Annotated in this window: 13 protein-coding genes and 2 tRNA genes; 1 reads left to right on the forward strand and 14 read right to left on the reverse strand. The window is 62.9% G+C overall.

Going from position 1 to position 17,518, the window contains the following annotated elements; translation table 11 throughout:
* Window positions 1-16: 16 nt before the first annotated feature.
* The 11 genes from BLT96_RS09160 to BLT96_RS09210 form a co-directional block, all read right to left on the reverse strand.
* The gene (locus BLT96_RS09160) at window positions 17-958 is read right to left on the reverse strand and encodes a DegV family protein (RefSeq protein ID WP_090847291.1); all 942 of its coding nucleotides are present in this window, start codon (window positions 956-958) and stop codon (window positions 17-19) included.
* 6 nt (window positions 959-964) lie between these two features.
* The gene (locus BLT96_RS09165) at window positions 965-2,245 is read right to left on the reverse strand and encodes an adenylosuccinate synthase (RefSeq protein WP_090847289.1); all 1,281 of its coding nucleotides are present in this window, start codon (window positions 2,243-2,245) and stop codon (window positions 965-967) included.
* Window positions 2,246-2,387: 142 nt separating this feature from the next.
* Window positions 2,388-3,782, reverse strand: a complete 1,395-nt coding sequence (dnaB, locus tag BLT96_RS09170; RefSeq protein WP_090847287.1) for a replicative DNA helicase — start codon at window positions 3,780-3,782, stop codon at window positions 2,388-2,390.
* Window positions 3,783-4,243: 461 nt separating this feature from the next.
* Complete coding sequence (gene rplI / locus BLT96_RS09175; RefSeq protein ID WP_090847285.1) at window positions 4,244-4,777, reverse strand: 50S ribosomal protein L9; 534 nt, start codon at window positions 4,775-4,777, stop codon at window positions 4,244-4,246.
* A gap of 23 nt (window positions 4,778-4,800) precedes the next feature.
* Window positions 4,801-5,838, reverse strand: coding sequence for a DUF2232 domain-containing protein (locus tag BLT96_RS09180; protein WP_090863752.1), 1,038 nt, complete (start codon window positions 5,836-5,838; stop codon window positions 4,801-4,803).
* Between the two features lie 29 nt (window positions 5,839-5,867).
* Entirely contained in the window at window positions 5,868-6,140 is a 273-nt protein-coding gene (gene rpsR, locus BLT96_RS09185) for a 30S ribosomal protein S18 (protein ID WP_090847281.1), read from the reverse strand.
* A gap of 54 nt (window positions 6,141-6,194) precedes the next feature.
* Window positions 6,195-6,677 carry a single-stranded DNA-binding protein gene (locus tag BLT96_RS09190; RefSeq protein ID WP_090847279.1) on the reverse strand — a complete coding sequence of 161 codons (483 nt, stop codon included), beginning with the start codon at window positions 6,675-6,677 and terminating at the stop codon, window positions 6,195-6,197.
* 49 nt (window positions 6,678-6,726) lie between these two features.
* On the reverse strand, window positions 6,727-7,020 hold the full coding sequence (gene rpsF / locus BLT96_RS09195; RefSeq protein WP_090847277.1) for a 30S ribosomal protein S6: 294 nt from the start codon (window positions 7,018-7,020) through the stop codon (window positions 6,727-6,729).
* Window positions 7,021-7,296: 276 nt separating this feature from the next.
* On the reverse strand, window positions 7,297-8,319 hold the full coding sequence (locus BLT96_RS09200) for a DUF4013 domain-containing protein (protein WP_090863754.1): 1,023 nt from the start codon (window positions 8,317-8,319) through the stop codon (window positions 7,297-7,299).
* Window positions 8,320-8,515: 196 nt separating this feature from the next.
* Window positions 8,516-8,606: transfer RNA gene (locus BLT96_RS09205), tRNA-Ser, on the reverse strand.
* Window positions 8,607-8,658: 52 nt separating this feature from the next.
* A tRNA-Ser gene (locus BLT96_RS09210) sits at window positions 8,659-8,749 on the reverse strand.
* 207 nt (window positions 8,750-8,956) lie between these two features.
* Here BLT96_RS09210 and BLT96_RS09215 point away from each other — a divergent pair.
* A complete protein-coding gene (locus tag BLT96_RS09215) occupies window positions 8,957-9,892 on the forward strand; it encodes a trimeric intracellular cation channel family protein (RefSeq protein WP_090863756.1) in 936 nt (311 codons plus the stop codon).
* 136 nt (window positions 9,893-10,028) lie between these two features.
* Here the strand turns inward: BLT96_RS09215 and typA are convergent, their stop codons facing one another.
* The 3 genes from typA to BLT96_RS09230 all read right to left on the reverse strand — a co-directional run bounded on the left by typA (window position 10,029) and on the right by BLT96_RS09230 (window position 17,502).
* A complete protein-coding gene (gene typA, locus BLT96_RS09220; RefSeq protein ID WP_090863758.1) occupies window positions 10,029-11,867 on the reverse strand; it encodes a translational GTPase TypA in 1,839 nt (612 codons plus the stop codon).
* A 169-nt stretch (window positions 11,868-12,036) separates the two neighbouring features.
* The gene (locus BLT96_RS09225) at window positions 12,037-12,501 is read right to left on the reverse strand and encodes a hypothetical protein (RefSeq protein WP_090847269.1); all 465 of its coding nucleotides are present in this window, start codon (window positions 12,499-12,501) and stop codon (window positions 12,037-12,039) included.
* A 33-nt stretch (window positions 12,502-12,534) separates the two neighbouring features.
* Window positions 12,535-17,502 (reverse strand): hypothetical protein, encoded by a 4,968-nt coding sequence (locus tag BLT96_RS09230; protein WP_090863760.1) that lies wholly within the window; start codon window positions 17,500-17,502, stop codon window positions 12,535-12,537.
* Window positions 17,503-17,518 lie beyond the last annotated feature (16 nt).

The following is a 17,518-nucleotide window of genomic DNA, read 5'->3' on the forward strand; positions in this document are numbered from 1 at the left end:
TAGACGTGGATGTGGCCTAGGCTGGACGTGCCTGAAGGATTGAGGATGCCTCCTCCGCCGTGATGAGCGATGCGGGCGCGCAGGCGATTCCCACGGCGCCGACGCCGATCTGGGCGCAGGTCGAGGGGTTGGCCCTGAGGCGGGCGGCACACGCGGACTCGAACTCGTTCGTGTCGAGCGGCTTCTCCAGCTTCTGCAGGACCTTGGGGTCGCCGGAGTAGACCTCAGCATACGTGATGGGGCCGACCTTTGCGGAGTAGCGGCTGAGCGTGCGTGCGAGCACGCCCGCGAGACGCGACGTGTCCGAGGAGGTGGTGATCTCCTCCGCCTGGCCATCGGGCGTGATCTTGACGAGGCCGCGCACGCCGAGCGCGCGGCGCTGCAGCTGGCTCATGTGGCCGAGGATGCCGCCGCGCTTGTGGCCGATGCCGTTCGACGGGTTCGCGTCCGCCGTGGGGACCATGAGCATGCGCGACGCCGCGGACAGCGCCTGCGCACGCTCCACGGCCTCGTAGGAGTCCATGCCGGCATTGCGGTCCAGCACGAGCCGCGCGAGCACGAGCGCGTACTCCACCGAGGCCGCATGGGTGTCGATGACCGTAACGCCCGCGCCCTGCACCTTTGAGACGGCGCTGCGAGCCACCTCGCACACGTCCCTCATCTGGGACGAGACGTGCAGCGAGACGATGCGCTCGCACCCCTGCTCCGCAAGGGCCTGGTACACGGTCAAAAAGTCGACCTCGGACGGCGAGTAGGTGTTGATCTGGCCGCGGTGCTTGGTGTACTCGCGGTAGAAGGTGGGGGTGTCGATGTCGAGGCAGTCGCGGTACTGCTCGTGCCCCATGCGCACGACGAGCGGTACGAGGGCGACCCCCGCCCTCTCCAGCGTGGAGAGGGGGAGGTCGCACGCGCTATCGCACACTATCGCGAACTTTCTGTTGGAAGTGCTGGAGCTCACGCCGGCCTACTTCCAGTAGCGGTCGATCGTCTGGTCGCGATCGGGGCCGACGGTGATGATGGAGACGCGCACGCCCGCGAGCTGCTCGAGGAAGTCGACGTAGTCCTTCGCCTCGCGCGGCAGCTGATAGAAGTTCCGCACGCCGGAGATGTCGCACTTCCAGCCGGGAAGGGTCTCGTACACGGGCTTCGCGTGATAGAAGACGCTCTGGTGCTCCGGCACGGTGGTGTAGCGCTTGCCGTCGCACTCGTACGCGACGCAGACCTTGATCTCGTCCAGGCAGCCCAGGACGTCCAGCTTCGTGATCGCAAGGTCCGTCAGGCCGTTGACGCGGGCCGCGTAGTTCACGACGACGCCGTCATACCAGCCGCAGCGGCGCTTGCGGCCGGTCGTCACGCCGTACTCGTGGCCGACCTCGCCCAGCTTGTCGCCCACCTCGTCAAACAGCTCCGTTGGGAACGGACCGGAGCCCACGCGGGTGAGGTATGCCTTCGCGACGCCCAGCACGCGCTTGATCTGGGTGGGACCGACGCCGGAGCCCGTGACCGCGCCGCCGGCGGTGCAGTTGGAGGAGGTGACGAACGGGTAGGTGCCGTGATCGATGTCGAGCATCGTGGCCTGGGCGCCTTCGAAGAGGATGTTCTTGCCGGCCTCGAGCTGCTCGTTCAGGAAGAGCGAGCTCTCCACGATATACGGGCGGATGCGCTCAGCGAACGGCAGGTACGACTCGCAGATCTGTTCGACCGTGTAGGTCGGGAGGTCGTAGACCTTCTCGAGGATGGGGTTGGTGTACGAAAGGGCCGCGTCCAGCTTCTCGCGGAAGATCTTCTCGTCCAGCATGTCCTGGATGCGCAGGCCGGTGCGGTTCATCTTGTCCATGTAGCAGGGCCCGACGCCGCGCTTCGTGGTACCGATGAGGTTCTTGCCCAGCTTCTTCTCGTGCGCGCCGTCCAGGTCCTTGTGGTACGGCATCACGATGTGCGCGTTGCCGGAGATCTTGAGGTCCTTGCACGAGATGCCCTGTCCCTCGAGCATGTCGACCTCGCCGAGCAGGACCTCGGGGTCGACGATGCAGCCGTTGCCGATGACGGGATAGGTGCCATGGTACATCACGCCGGAGGGAACCTGGTGAAGGGCGAGCTTGTGGCCGTTCGCGATGACCGTGTGGCCGGCGTTCGCGCCGCCGGCGTAGCGGCAGACGACGTCGTAGTCGCCCGAGATGAGGTCCGTGACCTTACCCTTGCCCTCATCGCCCCACTGTGTGCCAACCAGAACTGTTGCAGGCATTGCATCCTCCCTGTCGGGTCATGTTCACGTCTCGCGGCGCCGTGGCGCCGGCAGTCTCAGTATAGGCCACGAGAGGGACTTCCCGTCCTTCTCGTTACCTATGTTTGAGACTCTCAACGCATCTCTATGGGCGACCGCGCCGTTAGTCGCCGTGCCTGGTGTCCACCTCGACAAACTTGGTGGAGCCCGGCAGGAACATGAGCGGCACGATGTTCAGCGGGCCGGAACGGTTCTTCGCGATGATGAACTCCGTCACGTTCATGTCCGGGCGGTCGTCGCGCGCGGCCTCCTCCTCCGTCATGGAGCGGTCCAGCAGGATGACGATGTCGGCGTCCTGCTCGATGGAGCCGGACTCTCGCAGGTCGGACAGCTGTGGGCGCTGGCCCTTGCGGTCCGTGACCTGCCGGTTAAGCTGCGAAAGCGCGATGACGGGGACCTCGAGGTCCTTCGCCATGATCTTGATGCCACGCGACATCTCCGAGACCTCCGTCGCACGGCTATCCGCACGGTGGCCTCCGGACGGCGGTGAAAGCAGCTGCAGGTAGTCGACCATGACCATGCCCTTGGGCTTGTCCTTCAGCATGCGGCGGGCCTTCGCGCGAATCTCGGTCACCGTCGTGCCGGGCGTGTCGTCAATCAGTATGTCCAGCTGCGACAGGTCGCGCGTGGCGTCCAGGATTGTGCCCCACTGGTCGTCCTTGATCTTTGCGCCGCGGATGGCGGAAAGCGGGATCTTGGCCTGTGCCGACAGCAGGCGCTGCGCAATCTCCGTCTTGCTCATCTCGAGCGAGAAGAACGCGACGCTTGCACCCGCGGCCGCCGCGTTCACGGCAAGGTTCAACGCAAACGACGTCTTTCCGACGCCCGGTCGCGCGCCGATGACGACCATCTGTCCCGGCCGCAGGCCCTGCAGGCACGCGTCGATCCCGGGGTAGCCCGTGGAAACGCCCAGCGTGCCATCCGGGTTCTGGCACATCTCTCCCAGCTCCGTATAGAGGTCGCCCATGACCTCCGTGAGCGTGGAGTAGCTGTCGCCAATCTCGCGGTTCGTGACGCCAAGGAGTAGGTTCTCCGCGGTGTCCACGACCTCCTTCGTGTCCTCAGGCGCGTCAAACGCAAGGGCGGTGATCTTGGAGGATGCGTCGATGATGGCGCGCAGCGTCGCGTCCCTGTGCAGGATCTCGACGTGGTGCTGCCAGCTCGCGAGCGAGAACGAGTTCGTGTTGAGGTCGAGGATGTACGCCATCCCGCCAACCTTGTCCAGGTTTCCCGTGCTCCTGAGGTGGTCTGCGAGCGAGACGGGGTCCACCACCTGGCCGCGGTCGAACAGCTCGTTCATCGCGCGGAAGATCGCCTTGTGCGAGTAGAGGTAGAAGTCGTCCTCGTTCAGCGCGACGAGGCATTCCTGCAGCACCTCCTGGGAGAGCAGCATCGCCGAGAGGATGCTCTTCTCGGCGGCAAGGTCCTGCGGCATCACGCCGGCACCCGGAAGCGACCCTCCAGAGCCAGAGTAGTTGTCGTATTGGTTGTCGGACATGTCGCATCCGCTCCTCGTCTGGTTACCTCAACGCACACATTCTGAATGAAGCCTTCGGCGATTTGTCAAGTCCATCTGCAACCACTATCGAAGGCTGCGATCCAAATTGTTGATAGCTAGGCGCGACAAGCGGGCCTTTCGTCACTTTTCTTAGTTTTCAACAAATTTGGGAAATTTTCGAGGTTCGCGTTTTCAACATTTCTCCTCACAAAACCAGTCGCTAGGCGAGAAATGCCACGAACTCCCATGCACCACCTTCTACCTGCGAAAACAGCACATTCTCGCAGGTAGATTGCCTAGTTGCCTTCTCGTTGAGAAAAGGGCCACCCGAACGAAAGCATGTTCGGGCGGCCCGTATGGCGCACGTATGTGCTGGCCAGGCTCTTATGACGACCCTTCTACCTGCAGGTATTGTTGAAATCCCCTGCTAGAGCCGCTACTGGAGCTTGGGTGCGGGAACGCTACTCCGCAGACTCCTCCGCGGGAGCCTCGGCGGCCTCGGCCTGCTCGGCCTCGGCAGCCTCGGGCTCCTCGGCAGGCTCCTCCTCGGCGGGGGTGCCAACCATAACGGTGACCTTGGAGCCGATCTCGCGGTAGAAGTTGACGTCGACGACGTGGGCGCCGGCGGTCTTGATGGCACCACCGGTCGCGATGCGCTTGCGGTCGACCTCGACGCCGAGCTGAGCCTTGATGGCGTCTGCAATCTGCGCGGCGGTGACGGCGCCGAAGAGCTGGTTGTTCTCGCCAACCTTGGCGTCGATCACGATCGTCTGGTCGTCGAGCTTGGCCTTCGTCGCGTTGGCATCGGCGATGCGCTTCTCCTCGCGCTTCTCGATGTTGTGGCGGCGCTCCTCAAGCTGCTTGATGTTGCCCGGGGTGGCAGGCTGAGCGATCTTCTGGGGGAACAGATAGTTCTCCGCATAGCCCTGAGCGACCTCTACGATGTCGCCCTCGCCGCCCTTGCCCCTGAGCTCACCCAGAAGGATGACTTTCATGGGAACTCCTTTTGTTGGTCGGCCTAGGCCGACTCTTTGCTCACTTTGGGATCTTTTGGTCGCGCGTTGTCCCGCTTGCGCGGAAGGCCGCGGAAGTTCGCCGCGACTACGTCGACCAATCCCACAACGCTCACTAACAAGAATGACACTTCAAGATAGAACGCTGCGACCAGCGTCAGTCCCTGCGTTATGGGACCGAAGCCAGCCTTCTTCGTGTACCACGTCGCCACGGCCGCGCCCTGCAGGAACAGGGCCACCCTGGCTGCCGTGAGGACGTTCTCTCCCACCATCTTCACCTGGGAGGACCAGGCAGGCAGCTGCGAGCTTACGAGGCTCGCCGCAACCCCGACGATGAAGAGCACCGCAACCCAAACCGGCGCGTCAAACTCGGAGAACGTACGCTTTGTGCGCGCGTTTCTCTTTCTTGCCGCAAGGCTCCCGCCGATGTGAGAGCAAAGCGCCTCTACGATGGCGTTGCTCAGAAACGCCATCGGCCAGTAGGTCTTGGCCAACGTCACCACCGCGGTCAGCTGCTCGCGCATGTCCGCGCTTGCAGACTGCCCCGCCTCCCTCGCATACACCCGTATCGCGCCGTTCATCGCGGCGGGAAGGGACGTGTTGTTCAGGAAGGCGAACACCGCGTCGGTACCTGCCATCGCAAGCGCTATTGCCGCGATGGCAAAGCACTTCCAACCAGAGGAGGCCTCTGCGTCCGAACCGTCCGCAGAGAAGATCCAAGCCGTCAGGCACCCAATGAGCACATAGGGTATCTGCTGGGGATCGACCAGGATGCAAACGAGGACGGAGGCGAGGCAGGCAACGACAAACGCCGTCCGCCTGGCCCCTTTCCCGTTCGATTCCGAAAGGCCGATTCCGTACGCCACAAGCACGCACGCGAAGTCGATTCCCACGAGCATGCATGCCGCGCCAACCAGAATCCAGACGAGACCACCTTGGGTGGAACTCGGTCCTTCCGCCACCTCTTGGGCGCCGCGCTTACCCTTGGAGCCGTCAAACCCCTCGGGAGCCACCGGACGTCCGTTTTCGGAAGTGTCGTTCAAAAGAAGCTGCGTCCTTCTCTAGAGGCTACCTAGCCGCGGTTGCGGCCACCACGGCTGGAAACCACGGTGACGGTGTACGGCAGGAGTGCCATCTCGCGGGCGCGCTTGATAGCGACCGCGATGTCGTGCTGATGCTGCGTGCAGGCGCCAGTGACGCGACGGGGCTTGATCTTGCCACGGTCGGTCATGTACTTGCGGAGGAGCTGCGTGTCCTTGTAGTCGATGAACTCGACATCCTCCTTGCAGAACTGGCAATACTTGCGACGCGGCTGGCGCTGTTCAACTTGCCTTTGCTTAGCCATGTCTTTTTGCCTTTCTTACGACGGCCGTGCGTACGCTGGCCGCCTTCTTTAATCCTAGAACGGGATGTCCTCGTCGTAGATGTCCGCGCTGGGCGGAGTCTGGACGGGGGGACGGGAGGGCTCGGGAGCACGAGCAGGCGCAGGGGCAGAGTAGTTCTGGTAGTTACCACCGTTGTTCTGCTGGTAGCCACCGCCCTGCTGGCCGCCGTTCCTCTGCGAGAGGAACTCGACCTCATCAACGATTACCTCGATCTTGCTACGCTTCTGTCCGTCGCGCTCCCAGGAGCTCCAGCGAAGCTTGCCCTCGATGGCAACCTTCATGCCCTTGGAGAGAAAACGGGAGAGCGGTTCGGCACGATTGCCAAACACGACGCAGTCGATGTAGTTGGGAACGTCCTCCCACTCGCCGCTCTGCGGGTTGCGACGACGGTCGTTGACGGCAACGCCAAAGGTCAGAACCTGGGTCCCGCCAGCGGTCGAGCGCAGCTCCGGGTCGCGAGTGAGGTTACCGGAAATGTTCACCCTGTTGATACTCATGCTTGCTCACGCCTCTCGTCCGTGGACGCGCACGTCCACACTTCCAAAACTAGTCCCTGTCGGTGCGACGCACGATCATGTGGCGCTTCACCGCATCGTTGATGCGGAGAACGCGATCGAGCTCGGCGATCTGAGCGGGGTCTGCGTGGAAGTCGACGAGGGTGTAGTCACCCTCGGTGAGCTTGTCGATCTCAAAGGCGAGCTTGCGCTTGCCCCAGTCCTCGACGTTGTCGATCTTGCCGCCGTTCTCGGTGACAGCGACGTCAATACGCTTGGAGACGCCGGCGCGAGCCTCCTCAGTGGCCGCGGGATCGACAAAATACAGCAGTTCATAAGCCTTCATGTGGTCACCTCCTCTGGGCTAACGGCTCCGGTTAGTGAAGGTGCATCCGGAACAGGAAAGGTCGATTTGGTATCGTAACACAGATGCGCCCCAACTCTTCGTCATCGCGCCTTAAACACGACTCCCCATACGTTCCCCACACAAGAAGCGTAGCAGGCGGTGCTTGCAGAAAAATATCCCCGGGCTGCAGATGTCTGCCCGGGGATACATATGCGCACGTTAAGAGCGTGATGGCGAGAAGAGCAAGGCCCCTTTGCCCAAACCTCGCCACGAACCCTACAAGAATCGGGGCGAATCGTCCGCATCTCCCGATGCAGGCGAGTTTTGCACACCGTCGCTACCTGCGCCTTCCTGCGTTTGGTTCGTAGGCTCCTTCCCAGCGGCCTCGTTCTTCTCGCCCTCAGGGGCTGCAGGCTGCTGCGAGGTTGCCGGTGTGGCGGCACTTTGCTGTAAGGAGGCATCACTTTCCATGGGGTTTGCGGGGCGCTCCGGCTCCGGAAGGGTCGCAACGGAGGTTGGGAGCGGATCGGCGCTCGCACCCCATGCGGGAACGTCGAAGTTCCTCATCCACAGACCCACGGCCGTGGACTCGATGAGCGTGACGAAGGCTTGGCCCACGCTCGCGAGGTATGCCATGAACATGATCAGGGGGAAGATGCCCGCGATCGCGTCCACAAGGACGTTTACGAACGCGCGGTAGTCGGTGGAGGGGCTCGCCGACACCGCAAAGCCAATCACGCGCACGACTGACGGCATCATCGCCATGAAACCGACCACGCTCAGCACGAAGCCTATGACAAGCGACGCCAGCGTCGTGATTCCCGTGATCTTCGCGATGCCGCCAAAGTCCGCCTTCAGCATGTCCCACAGGCGGTTGGCTTGGTAGCCCGCCTTGAAGTTCTGGTACACGGCCGCACGGAGCGCGGCTGCGCACAGGATGATGTTTACGAAGAGCGAGCATATGGCCACAAGCAGGCTCACCACGTCGTTGTTATGCGTCAGGCGCGCAAGGCACAGCGATATGACCTCCCACACGATGAGCCAGCCCAGGCAGGCCACGAACCCGCGCCAACCGCTCTTGATGCACTCGCCCACGCGGACGCCCTTCTGCTTGGGCGACGCGTCCACGCCCCACGCCGTGAGCCTGGCCCACTCCAGCGCATAGCCAAACACGCCCAAGGGCCCGACGATGGGCACGAAGCTCGCGATGCCTGCAACCAGCAGAACCTTCCACCAGCCTTTGTCGCGTGTGAGCAGCGCCCATGACCTGGAATAGTAGGCTTCCTTCTCGGCACTCATGTCGGACTCCTTCCTGCCGGTTGGCCGACAGCGGGGCAGTTTGCTTGCAAATGATTGTCACATAAAGCTCGTTACATCTTTGCACGGCGCCGGCGCGTGTCAAGGCAGGTGCAAGATTGACCGCGCTTGGCCGACGGCATTCCGTCAATAAAGAAAAAACGGGCGGAACACGAGGTTCCACCCGTCAAGCTTCTAATGGCGGAGGAGGAGGGATTCGAACCCTCGTACCCGCGAAGCGGGTAAACGGTTTTCGAGACCGCCGCATTCAACCACTCTGCCACCCCTCCGTGGGGTATTGGCTATCTAAAAGTGGCGCCCGAAGGCGCCACTGGACCATTCTGGCGGAGAGTCTGGGATTTGAACCCAGGATACGCTTTAGGCGTATACACGATTTCCAATCGTGCTCCTTCGGCCACTCGGACAACTCTCCTCAAAACCGCGGAAGCAAGTATACATTACTTTGACCCCTTGTGTGAAGCCCATTATTTCTACAATTTTTGCCCACGAGGCCAAGCGGGGCAGCAGGGCGGTCGCGGTGGCCAAGAGAGCTCATCGGCGCGCGGCGTCACCCTCGCGCCAGAACGGCTATATTCGTAGTTCACTACTATCGCGCATCCAACGACACAGGGAGAAGAACGTGATTCCCGAGCTCATATCCGCATCTGGACCAGACGTCACCGCCGTCGCCATCCCCGCATGGCTCGACGCGTCCGCCGTGGCGGTGGGCTCCGTATCCGGCATACTCGTCGCAACGGAGCGCAAGCTCGACCTCGTGGGCTTCATCGTGCTCGCCATGCTCGGCGGCCTGGGCGGTGGCCTCATCCGCGACCTCATCATCCAGCACAACGACGTCTACATGGTCAACTCGCCGTACGCCATCCCCATGACGGTTCTCGTGGGGTGCGGCGGCTTCCTCTTCCCCAGCCTGCTCACGCGGTTCCCGCACCTCATCGAGTGGGTCGACATTATATCGGTCGGTCTGTTCGTGGCCGCCGGCTCCGATAAGGCAATCGTGTACCGCATGAACCCGTGGGCCGTCGTGCTCATGGGAACTGTCACCGGCGTCGGCGGCGGCATGCTCCGCGACATCTTCCTCGGCAACACCCCGCGCATCTTCCAGCGCAGCAACTTCTATGCCATCTGCGCCGTCGCGGGCGCCATCACGTTCTACATGCTCATCATCCACGCAAACGTCACGGGCGAGTGGGCCACGGCCATCAGCGTCGCCGTCGTCATTCTCATGCGACGCCTATCGCTGCACTTCAACATCCTCTCCCCCGCAAACGTGGACCTCGCGCCCGTCGTCACAAAAAAGGTCCGGGTCATCTACCACCTTGCCCAGGAGGACGGAAAAGAGAACTCCCGGCGCATCCTTCGCAAGTTCGAGGGTCGTGGCGGCTATCAGATAACCTACGTGGAGCAGCCCTCTCCGGACAACACGCACCACAAGTCCAGCGCGACGGACGCTCCCCGCACCCGCGTCATCGACAGGATAGAGATCGAGGACAACGACTCCCCGGAAGTCCCCGGGGGCATCTCCTCGCAAGACATCAGCGGTAAACCGCAAGAGTAGCGCAAGACATCGAGCCTAAAAAGACGCCGCCGAGAAGAGCCTCATGCTCTTCTCGGCGGCGCTTTCTTGCACGTGTCTCTTGCGTTGTCGCGGCCGTGCGCGCACAGGGCTCAGTCGGTCGCGTCTATCGCGAGGCCTACTTGTTGACGAGGCCGTTCCTGACGCGCCACTTGCGGCGCTCCGTCTCGGAGAGGATGCGCTTGCGCATGCGGATGCTCTTCGGGGTCACCTCGACCAGCTCGTCTTCCATGATGTACTCGAGGGCCTCCTCGAGCGTGAACGTCCTGGGTGGCGTCAGCTGTACCGCGATGTCCGCGGTGGAGGAGCGCTGGTTGCCAAGCTGCTTTGTGCGGGCCACGTTCACGACCATGTCGCCGGGCTTGGAGCGCTCGCCCACGAGCATGCCCTCGTAGCACTCGTCGCCAGGCGCCACAAACAGCTGGCCGCGCTCTTGCAGGGTGCCCAGCGCGTACGCAACGGCCTTCTCGGTCGACATAGAGATCATGGCACCGTTCTGGCGGCCGCCGATCTCGCCGGCAAACGGGCCGTACTCCAGGAAGTTGTGATAGAACACGGCCTCGCCGTGCGTCACGTTCATGATGCGGGTCTTCAGGCCCATGATGCCGCGGGTGGGGATGTGGAACTCAAGGTGAGTTTGCTGGATGCCTGCACTCATGTTGCTCATGGTGCCGCCGGCGTTGCCAAACACCTCGATGACCTTGCCGGAGCACTCGTTCGGGCACTCGACCACGGCCTCCTCGATCGGCTCGAGCTTGTTGCCGTTCTCGTCCTTCTTGAACAGGACCTTCGGGCGACCAACCTGGAACTCGAAGCCTTCGCGGCGCATCTGCTCCATCAGGACGGACAGGTGCAGGATGCCGCGTCCCGCAACCTCGACGCCCGTCTTGTCCGGAGTCTCCTCGATGCGCATGGTCACGTTGTTCTCGCGCTCCTGCTCCAGGCGCTCCTTCAGCTGGCGGCCGCCAACGATGTCGCCCTCGCGGCCAACAAGCGGGCTCGTGCTGGGCTCGAAGATGATGGAGAGCGTGGGCGGGTCGATCTCGATCGGGTCAAGCTCGACGGGGTTCTCGGGGTCGGTGTACACGTCGCCGATGTCGGTGGAGTCAAGGCCCACCACGGCAGCGATGTCGCCGGCCTCTGCCTGCGTGCACTCCTTGCGGCCCAGGTAGTCAAACGTGAACAGCTGCTTCACCTGGCTCATGGCGCGCGAGCCGTCGTTCTTCACCACCAGGATCTTGTCGCCTGCGTGGATAGTACCAGAATAGATGCGGCCGATGCCAATGCGGCCCACGTAGTCAGAGTGGTCCACGGTCACGCACTGCATGGCCAGCGGTCCGTCCACGTCCACGTCCGGCGCGGGCAGCGCATCCACGATCATGTCCAGCAGCGGGTACATGTCCATGTTGCCGTCGTCCGGGTCAAGGCGCGCGTAGCCATTCACGGCGGACGCGTACACCACGTGCTCCATGGCAAACTCAAGCTGGTCGTCGTCGGCACCCAGGTCCATCATCAGGTCTAGGCAGTCGTTCAGCGCCTTCTCGGGGTTCGCGCCCTCGCGGTCGATCTTGTTGATGCACACCATGATGCGCAGGTTCGCCGCAATGGCGTGCGAAAGCACAAAGCGCGTCTGCGGCATGGGGCCCTCGGCCGCGTCCACCAGCAGCACAGCGCCGTCAGCCATCTTCAGCACGCGTTCTACCTCGCCGCCAAAGTCCGCGTGGCCCGGCGTGTCGATCACGTTGATCTTCACGTCCTTGTACTCGATAGAGATGTTCTTCGCCAGAATCGTGATGCCGCGCTCGCGCTCCTGGTCGTTGGAGTCAAGCACGCGCTCCTGAACCTGCTGGTTTTCACGGAAGGCGTGCGTCGCCTTCAGCATCTGGTCAACCAGCGTCGTCTTGCCGTGGTCGACGTGCGCGATGATTGCGATGTTCCTGATGTGCTCCTGGAGCATGTTTACCTCTTCTGTCAATTCAGCGGTGTAACCTGCAAAACCTTATAGCACGCAGGCACGTGCAAGACCGCCACCTGCCGCTTTCCATCTAAACTGCTCGCGGCAGGCAGCCTCAAGAGCAAGGCCGGCCTGCCGCGCGTCTGTTTTTTCGGGCGAGAAGGACGTGCCCTCACAGCAGGGGTTCCAGCTCCCCTGCGGGCGCGGGGTCGGTCCAGGCAAATCCCTCGCCCGTGCCTTTGCCCTTGAAATAGGAGTATGCCGAGTAAGACCTATAGCCCTTCTCGCCAAACTCCAGCAACAGGGCGTCCTGGTACGTGCCGGACTCGTCCGCAACGGCCCCCACGTACGTAATGGCGTAGCGCACGGGCGCACCCACGCCTGATCTTTCGTCGCCATGCGCCCGCGCAAGCTCGCGCACCTTGTCTCGTGCGCCCTCGATGCACTCCTCTATCCCGTCGTCAGAAAACGAGAATGACGCGACGTTCCCCTGGGCATCGGACGCCACCAGCAGCACGTTCACGTCCTCGCCGGCGGCAAGCAGGTCCAGGGCATCCCCCATGAGCGCCGCCGAGAGCCGGTCGAGCTCCGGCGAGATGCCATCGGCCCTCGTATCGTCTTCGCGTGTGCCAGACATGCGTCCGCCTTTCAAAAATCCCGTCACCCGCCCTTACGAGCGACGAATCAGCTCTGCGATCAGGTCGCTTACCGCTACCACCTGCGACGGGTTCACGTTCTCCGGCACGTCGTCCGAGGTAGCGGAAAGCGCCGGCACGCCGTCCGGGCTCATGCCCATGAGCGTCGTCGCGCGCACGGAGTTCTGCATGGCCAGGGTCGCATCGGTCTCGCCCCAGTCAAACTTTGCCCTGCCCAGCGGAATGTGCAGGTCCTTTGCGATGCCCATCAGCATCCTGCCCATACGCCTGTCAGAGCGACGCGTGTTCGTGCGACCCTCATGCGTCAGGAACACGAGGTCACCTGCTCCCACGGAGTCCAGGTTCACCAGGAAGGCGCCGCGGATGTCACCGCGGTGCTCCGCCAGGAAGTGCTTCATGCCCGCATGGTCCACGTTCGAGGCGCCCAGCGCCACAAAGTAGATGTCGTGTGCCAGCAGCTCGTCGTTGCTCATGCCAAGTATGGCCTGGCGCAGGTCCTCCTGCGTGGGCTCCTGTCCGGCCACCTCGGTCCCCGCATAGGCGTCAGCAGGTGCCGTGCCCGGCGCGTATCCGTCAGCAGCGTAGCCCTGGGCACCCGCGTCAACGCCTGCGTCAACACCAGGCTCAGTCTGCTGGTAGACAGACTCGTCCACCGGGTACAGGTCGTAGCCCTCCGCCTCCCGCGAAGCATCGTCCGTCTGAGGCGCATCGCCATACGCATCGGCAGCGTCGGCGCCGTCGCCCTCCACTACCCTAAAGCCAGAGCGCGTCGTGGCGCCACCCTTCCAGTCCCCGCGACGACCAGAGCCGCCGTTCTTCTCATCCTCTCCAAAGTGCTCCCAGTCGCCGATCTTGCGACCGTCCGTCTTCGCGTCGAAGTCGTCTCCCACGCCAAGCCACTCTCCCATGGACTGTTGCTCCGGCTCTGGGTCGCGGCGCTTCTCCCTGTTGCCAAAAAGGGACGAGAAGCGCTTGCGCGCCGCGGCGGCTTGCGCCTTTCTGGTTCGCTCCGCGCTTCCGCTCAGTCGGCTGGCTTCGTCCTGCATGGCGTGGGTGCCGTTGACCAGGCCAATCGGCTCACGCGTTCCAAGCGGTGCGGAGTCCACCTTTTGTGCGCCGGCCGCAATGGGTGTGCGTCCGGTACGAAGTGAGCCGGAGTTGCCCAGGTTGCCCGTACCAAACGGGTCGGTTGTTGTCTCGCTGGGATCCGGCAGGTCAAACAGCACGGCACGACGCGCCATGCTGTTGTGTGCCGGCCGGAACTCGCTCCGGCCCCAACTCGGGTCTTCAATCGGCCGCGGCGCAGGAATCTTCTCTGCAGGGGTCTCGTCCTCGATGGGCGCATCCAACCCAGACGCATCCTTGGCGGCGAGCTCCTCCTCGGGAACCTCCTCGTTCGGAACAAAGCTATAGCCAGACATGGCACCAGTCGCATCCGCCTTGGAGGACACCTGCGGGTCAGGCCCTCCCGCAACGTCTTCCATCATGTTGGCGTCGTCTTCGGCCTCGACGGCAGCGCCGCCGTCAGCGTCCTGCGGCTCATCCGTGTCGTCTGCGGTCTCGGCCACCGGCTCGTTATCCACCTCGGCCGCGGGTTCGAAGGACTCCTTCGGCGCCGCCTCGGCCGCCGGTTCCTCAATCGGCTCCGTGGGCAGAGCATCCTGCTCGGCGGTATCATCCGCCAAGGCAGGCTCCTCGGACGCGACGTCGTCCGCGGGCTCCGCGTAGGTCGGCATGGGCTCAACGCTATCGGCGTACTCGTCCCTCAGAGCCGCGGGGTGCAGCGGCTTCAGGTGAGCCGTTGCCTCAAGCTCGTCGAACGCCGCAGTATCGTACACGGCCTCATTCGCGGCTTCCTCCTCCGCTACCGGCTCTTGGTAAGACGGCACACCTGCGTCAGGCAGCTGCGAGTCATCCGCCTTGGAATCGTCAATCACCTCGTAGTCCTCTATTACCGGAGCGTCATCCCCAAAGGAATCCACTCCAAAGGTGGTCGCGGGTGCATACGCCACGTCCGCATTCGTTTCGGTTTCGGGCTCATAATCTGGCTTGGGCTCACATGCTGTTGCAGGCTCAGCTTCGAGTGCGGGTTCGCTCTCAGGTTCCGCCTCTTGCTCAGACGACGCATCATATGCCTCCACAGTCGAGACAACCTCGTAGTCATGGTCGTCGTATGCGTCATCGTCAGCCGTCGAGTCAACGTTGGCAGTGTCTTCGCTCGGCTCACTGTTGCCATAGTCTTCCAGATGAAGCACCGGCATGTCCGCCGTCGAGTCAACCGACAGCGGCTCCTCGCTTCTCGCCGCAAACCTTGCACTCTTCTGACGGTCGCCATGCCCGGCAAACAGAGACTTCAGCTTCGCAAGGAAGCCGGATGCCTTTCGCTTCTCTTCCGGTTGAGCGGTTCCGACGTCAATCAGTTTGTCCGATGTCCCATCATCCACCGCACCATCGACGGTCGTGTCGGCCGTCGCAGCGTCCGCAGCTTCCTCGGCCAAAGCGCCTTCGTCCTTCTCGACATCATCGTTTTTGACAGCAGGCGCATCATAGTAGTAAGGCTCGGAATCGCCGTTGTCTACGGGGATGAGAAACTCGTCGTCCTCTGCAGTTACCTGCTCGGCATCCGCAGAGTCATCCTCTGCAGAATCCTCGACCAAGTAATCCTCGTCCAGCGCCGTATCGGCCTCGTCCCATTCCTGTTCCGGCGCCAAGTCGAAGTCCGACGTGGCTGCCTTTTCCTCAGGCTCCGTCGCCTGTGCACCTTCCGGCTCTGCAGTGGTCGCAGGCTCGACCGCATGTTCGGACTCGCGCGCCATGGCAGGCGCGGGCTCGGGCTCTGACTCGAGCGCGGGCTCTGGCTCGGGCTCGTCCTCATATATGACCTCGGGAACGGCATGGTCAATCGCCGTGTAGTGAGGCTCAATCTCCGGAAGGTCGATCAGGTGTGTCTGGCTGTCGTCGACGGCAGAGGTCGCGTCCATGCGAGCGGTGTCGCCACCAGCAGCGATGGCGTCGTATTCCTCAGTTGTCTGCGCGGGCTCCGCAACTGGTGCCGAGACGACGTCCGCGGCATAGTCAGAAGTTGTCTCATCCGAAGCCGACGCACTCAGATCGCTATCCGTCGCGCCACCCGCCGCAGATCCTGACGCTTCATCAGAGCCGTCCGGCTCGTCGTGCTTCGGCTCTTCTATTACCTCGTACTCCTCAACGATGGGGTACTGCTCGTCGTACGTCACATAATGTATGTAGTCGACTTCTGCTGGAGCATTCTCTATATAGGGGTTGCCGGTCGCAACGGGGGAATACCGCGTCTCGTCCAGATCCCCTGCCGCATGCGGCTGCGTGACGGCAGCCGGCTCGGCGTCGAGCACCTCCTGGGCATCCGCCGCCTGGACAGATGCGTCCTGCATCTCAGGCGCCACGGGCGAGAAGGACTCAGCGTACTTCTCCTCAAACTCCGCCGTGAAGTCCGGGATCTCCGGAATCTCGGGAAGGTTAGAGAGGTCCGGGCGCGGGCGCGGCGGATTGTCGTACACGATCTCGCAGTCAGCCGGAAGGATGTTCAGGCTGCCCATGAAATCCGGACCGCGACGGACGTTGTCCTCAAACGGGTCGACTTCCGGAACCTGAGTGGGCAGCGGGGTCGCCCGGCGCACGTGGACATCATGCGCGCCGGAAACGTCGCCGCGCGGCGCGGCAGACTCGCTCTTCTCGCCCTGCGGCTCCTCCGTGACAAAGTCCTCCGGATAGTTGGCAGCCGCCTCGTCAAAGCCTTCGCCCTCCGAAGGCTGTTCCGCATTGCGCGCAGCACCTCCCGTACGACGCGCCTCTACCTCGTCGCGAAGGTTGCGCACGCCACCGGCGATGCTTGCAGAAGCCTTCTTGAAGAAAGCGGCTACGGGGTTCGCGGGCGCCTCGGTCTCCACAGGCGCGTCGACGTTCGCATCGGCTGTCGAATCTGCGGCGTACGCCTCGGGGTAATACGCGTCTGCGTCCTCCACGCCGGCGGGCGCCTCGGTGTCCGCGACAATCTCGACGTCCGCGGCAGCATCCTGCGCCGGCTGCTCCTGGACTTGCTCGGCGGGAATCTTCTCCTCGCCAACAGGTTCGGCAGGGTAGTATCCGTCCGCGCCAACATACTGCTCCTCGCCGGCAAACGGCTCTGCATACTCTTCGCCCTGCGCAGCAGGCTCCTCCTGCGGGAACTCCTCCATCGGCTGGCGTGGGTGCAGCGCAACATAGCGCTTCGCAGCATCGTCGGTGGGTCGCACCATGTCCATCACGCCCAGCATTGCCGCAAGAGAAGCCTTGTTATCGTTCGCGCCCGTCGTGCAGGGGGCAAACTTCTGATAGATTGCCGAGACCCCCACCGCCAGCAGCGGGAGCGAGGCCAAGATGCCCGCGATCCAGAATATGTGCCTAAAGCTTTCCGGAAGAAAACCCATCAGCTGCACGAGCGCGCAAATCGGAACGATCACCGCACAGTAGAACGTCGCGCGCTTCAGCATGGGCTGGTACCTTGCGACCTGGGGACGGCTCAGCAGATCCTCGTTCGGGCTGTCATAGTGCGCCACGATCACGATGGGGCGGTTGCCCTTCATCACAAGTGGACCGGTAGCGCGATGGACGCCAATAACGTTCTGGCTGCGCCCGCGGGGGCCAATGTTGCCCAGCACGTCACGACCGGCAAACTCCATGGCAAGCAGCACGAATGAAGCCGCTACAAGAATGAGGCCAACTGCACCGGCGGCGGTCCCCAAGAACCCTGCCAGCAAAATGCCAACAAACATGACGATGTACAGCACGTGGTGCGCGAGCTTCCCCTGCGACGGTGCGTCAAACTCCTGCATCTGCACGTCTAGCCCGTGCTCCTCCATGAGGGAGCCCATCAGCTCGGCAGCGTCAAGCTCCTCCTGGCTGTTGGCAGGCGAGATGTCGATCTTCTCGTCAAGGTAATCAAGATAGGTGCGAGTTGTCGCCATGCTATTGTCCTTTGCC

Source organism: Parafannyhessea umbonata (assembly GCF_900105025.1).
Lineage (GTDB): Bacteria > Actinomycetota > Coriobacteriia > Coriobacteriales > Atopobiaceae > Parafannyhessea > Parafannyhessea umbonata.

What these genes read in the sequence shown, in the direction of transcription:
- BLT96_RS09165 (WP_090847289.1), bottom strand. Translation starts at nt 2,245, where the DNA reads ATGCCTGCAACAGTTCTGGTTGGCACACAGTGGGGCGATGAGGGCAAG.
- dnaB (WP_090847287.1), bottom strand. Translation starts at nt 3,782, where the DNA reads ATGTCCGACAACCAATACGACAACTACTCTGGCTCTGGAGGGTCGCTT.
- rplI (WP_090847285.1), bottom strand. Translation starts at nt 4,777, where the DNA reads ATGAAAGTCATCCTTCTGGGTGAGCTCAGGGGCAAGGGCGGCGAGGGC.
- rpsR (WP_090847281.1), bottom strand. Translation starts at nt 6,140, where the DNA reads ATGGCTAAGCAAAGGCAAGTTGAACAGCGCCAGCCGCGTCGCAAGTAT.
- BLT96_RS09190 (WP_090847279.1), bottom strand. Translation starts at nt 6,677, where the DNA reads ATGAGTATCAACAGGGTGAACATTTCCGGTAACCTCACTCGCGACCCG.
- rpsF (WP_090847277.1), bottom strand. Translation starts at nt 7,020, where the DNA reads ATGAAGGCTTATGAACTGCTGTATTTTGTCGATCCCGCGGCCACTGAG.
- BLT96_RS09200 (WP_090863754.1), bottom strand. Translation starts at nt 8,319, where the DNA reads ATGAGTGCCGAGAAGGAAGCCTACTATTCCAGGTCATGGGCGCTGCTC.
- typA (WP_090863758.1), bottom strand. Translation starts at nt 11,867, where the DNA reads ATGCTCCAGGAGCACATCAGGAACATCGCAATCATCGCGCACGTCGAC.
- BLT96_RS09225 (WP_090847269.1), bottom strand. Translation starts at nt 12,501, where the DNA reads ATGTCTGGCACACGCGAAGACGATACGAGGGCCGATGGCATCTCGCCG.
- BLT96_RS09230 (WP_090863760.1), bottom strand. Translation starts at nt 17,502, where the DNA reads ATGGCGACAACTCGCACCTATCTTGATTACCTTGACGAGAAGATCGAC.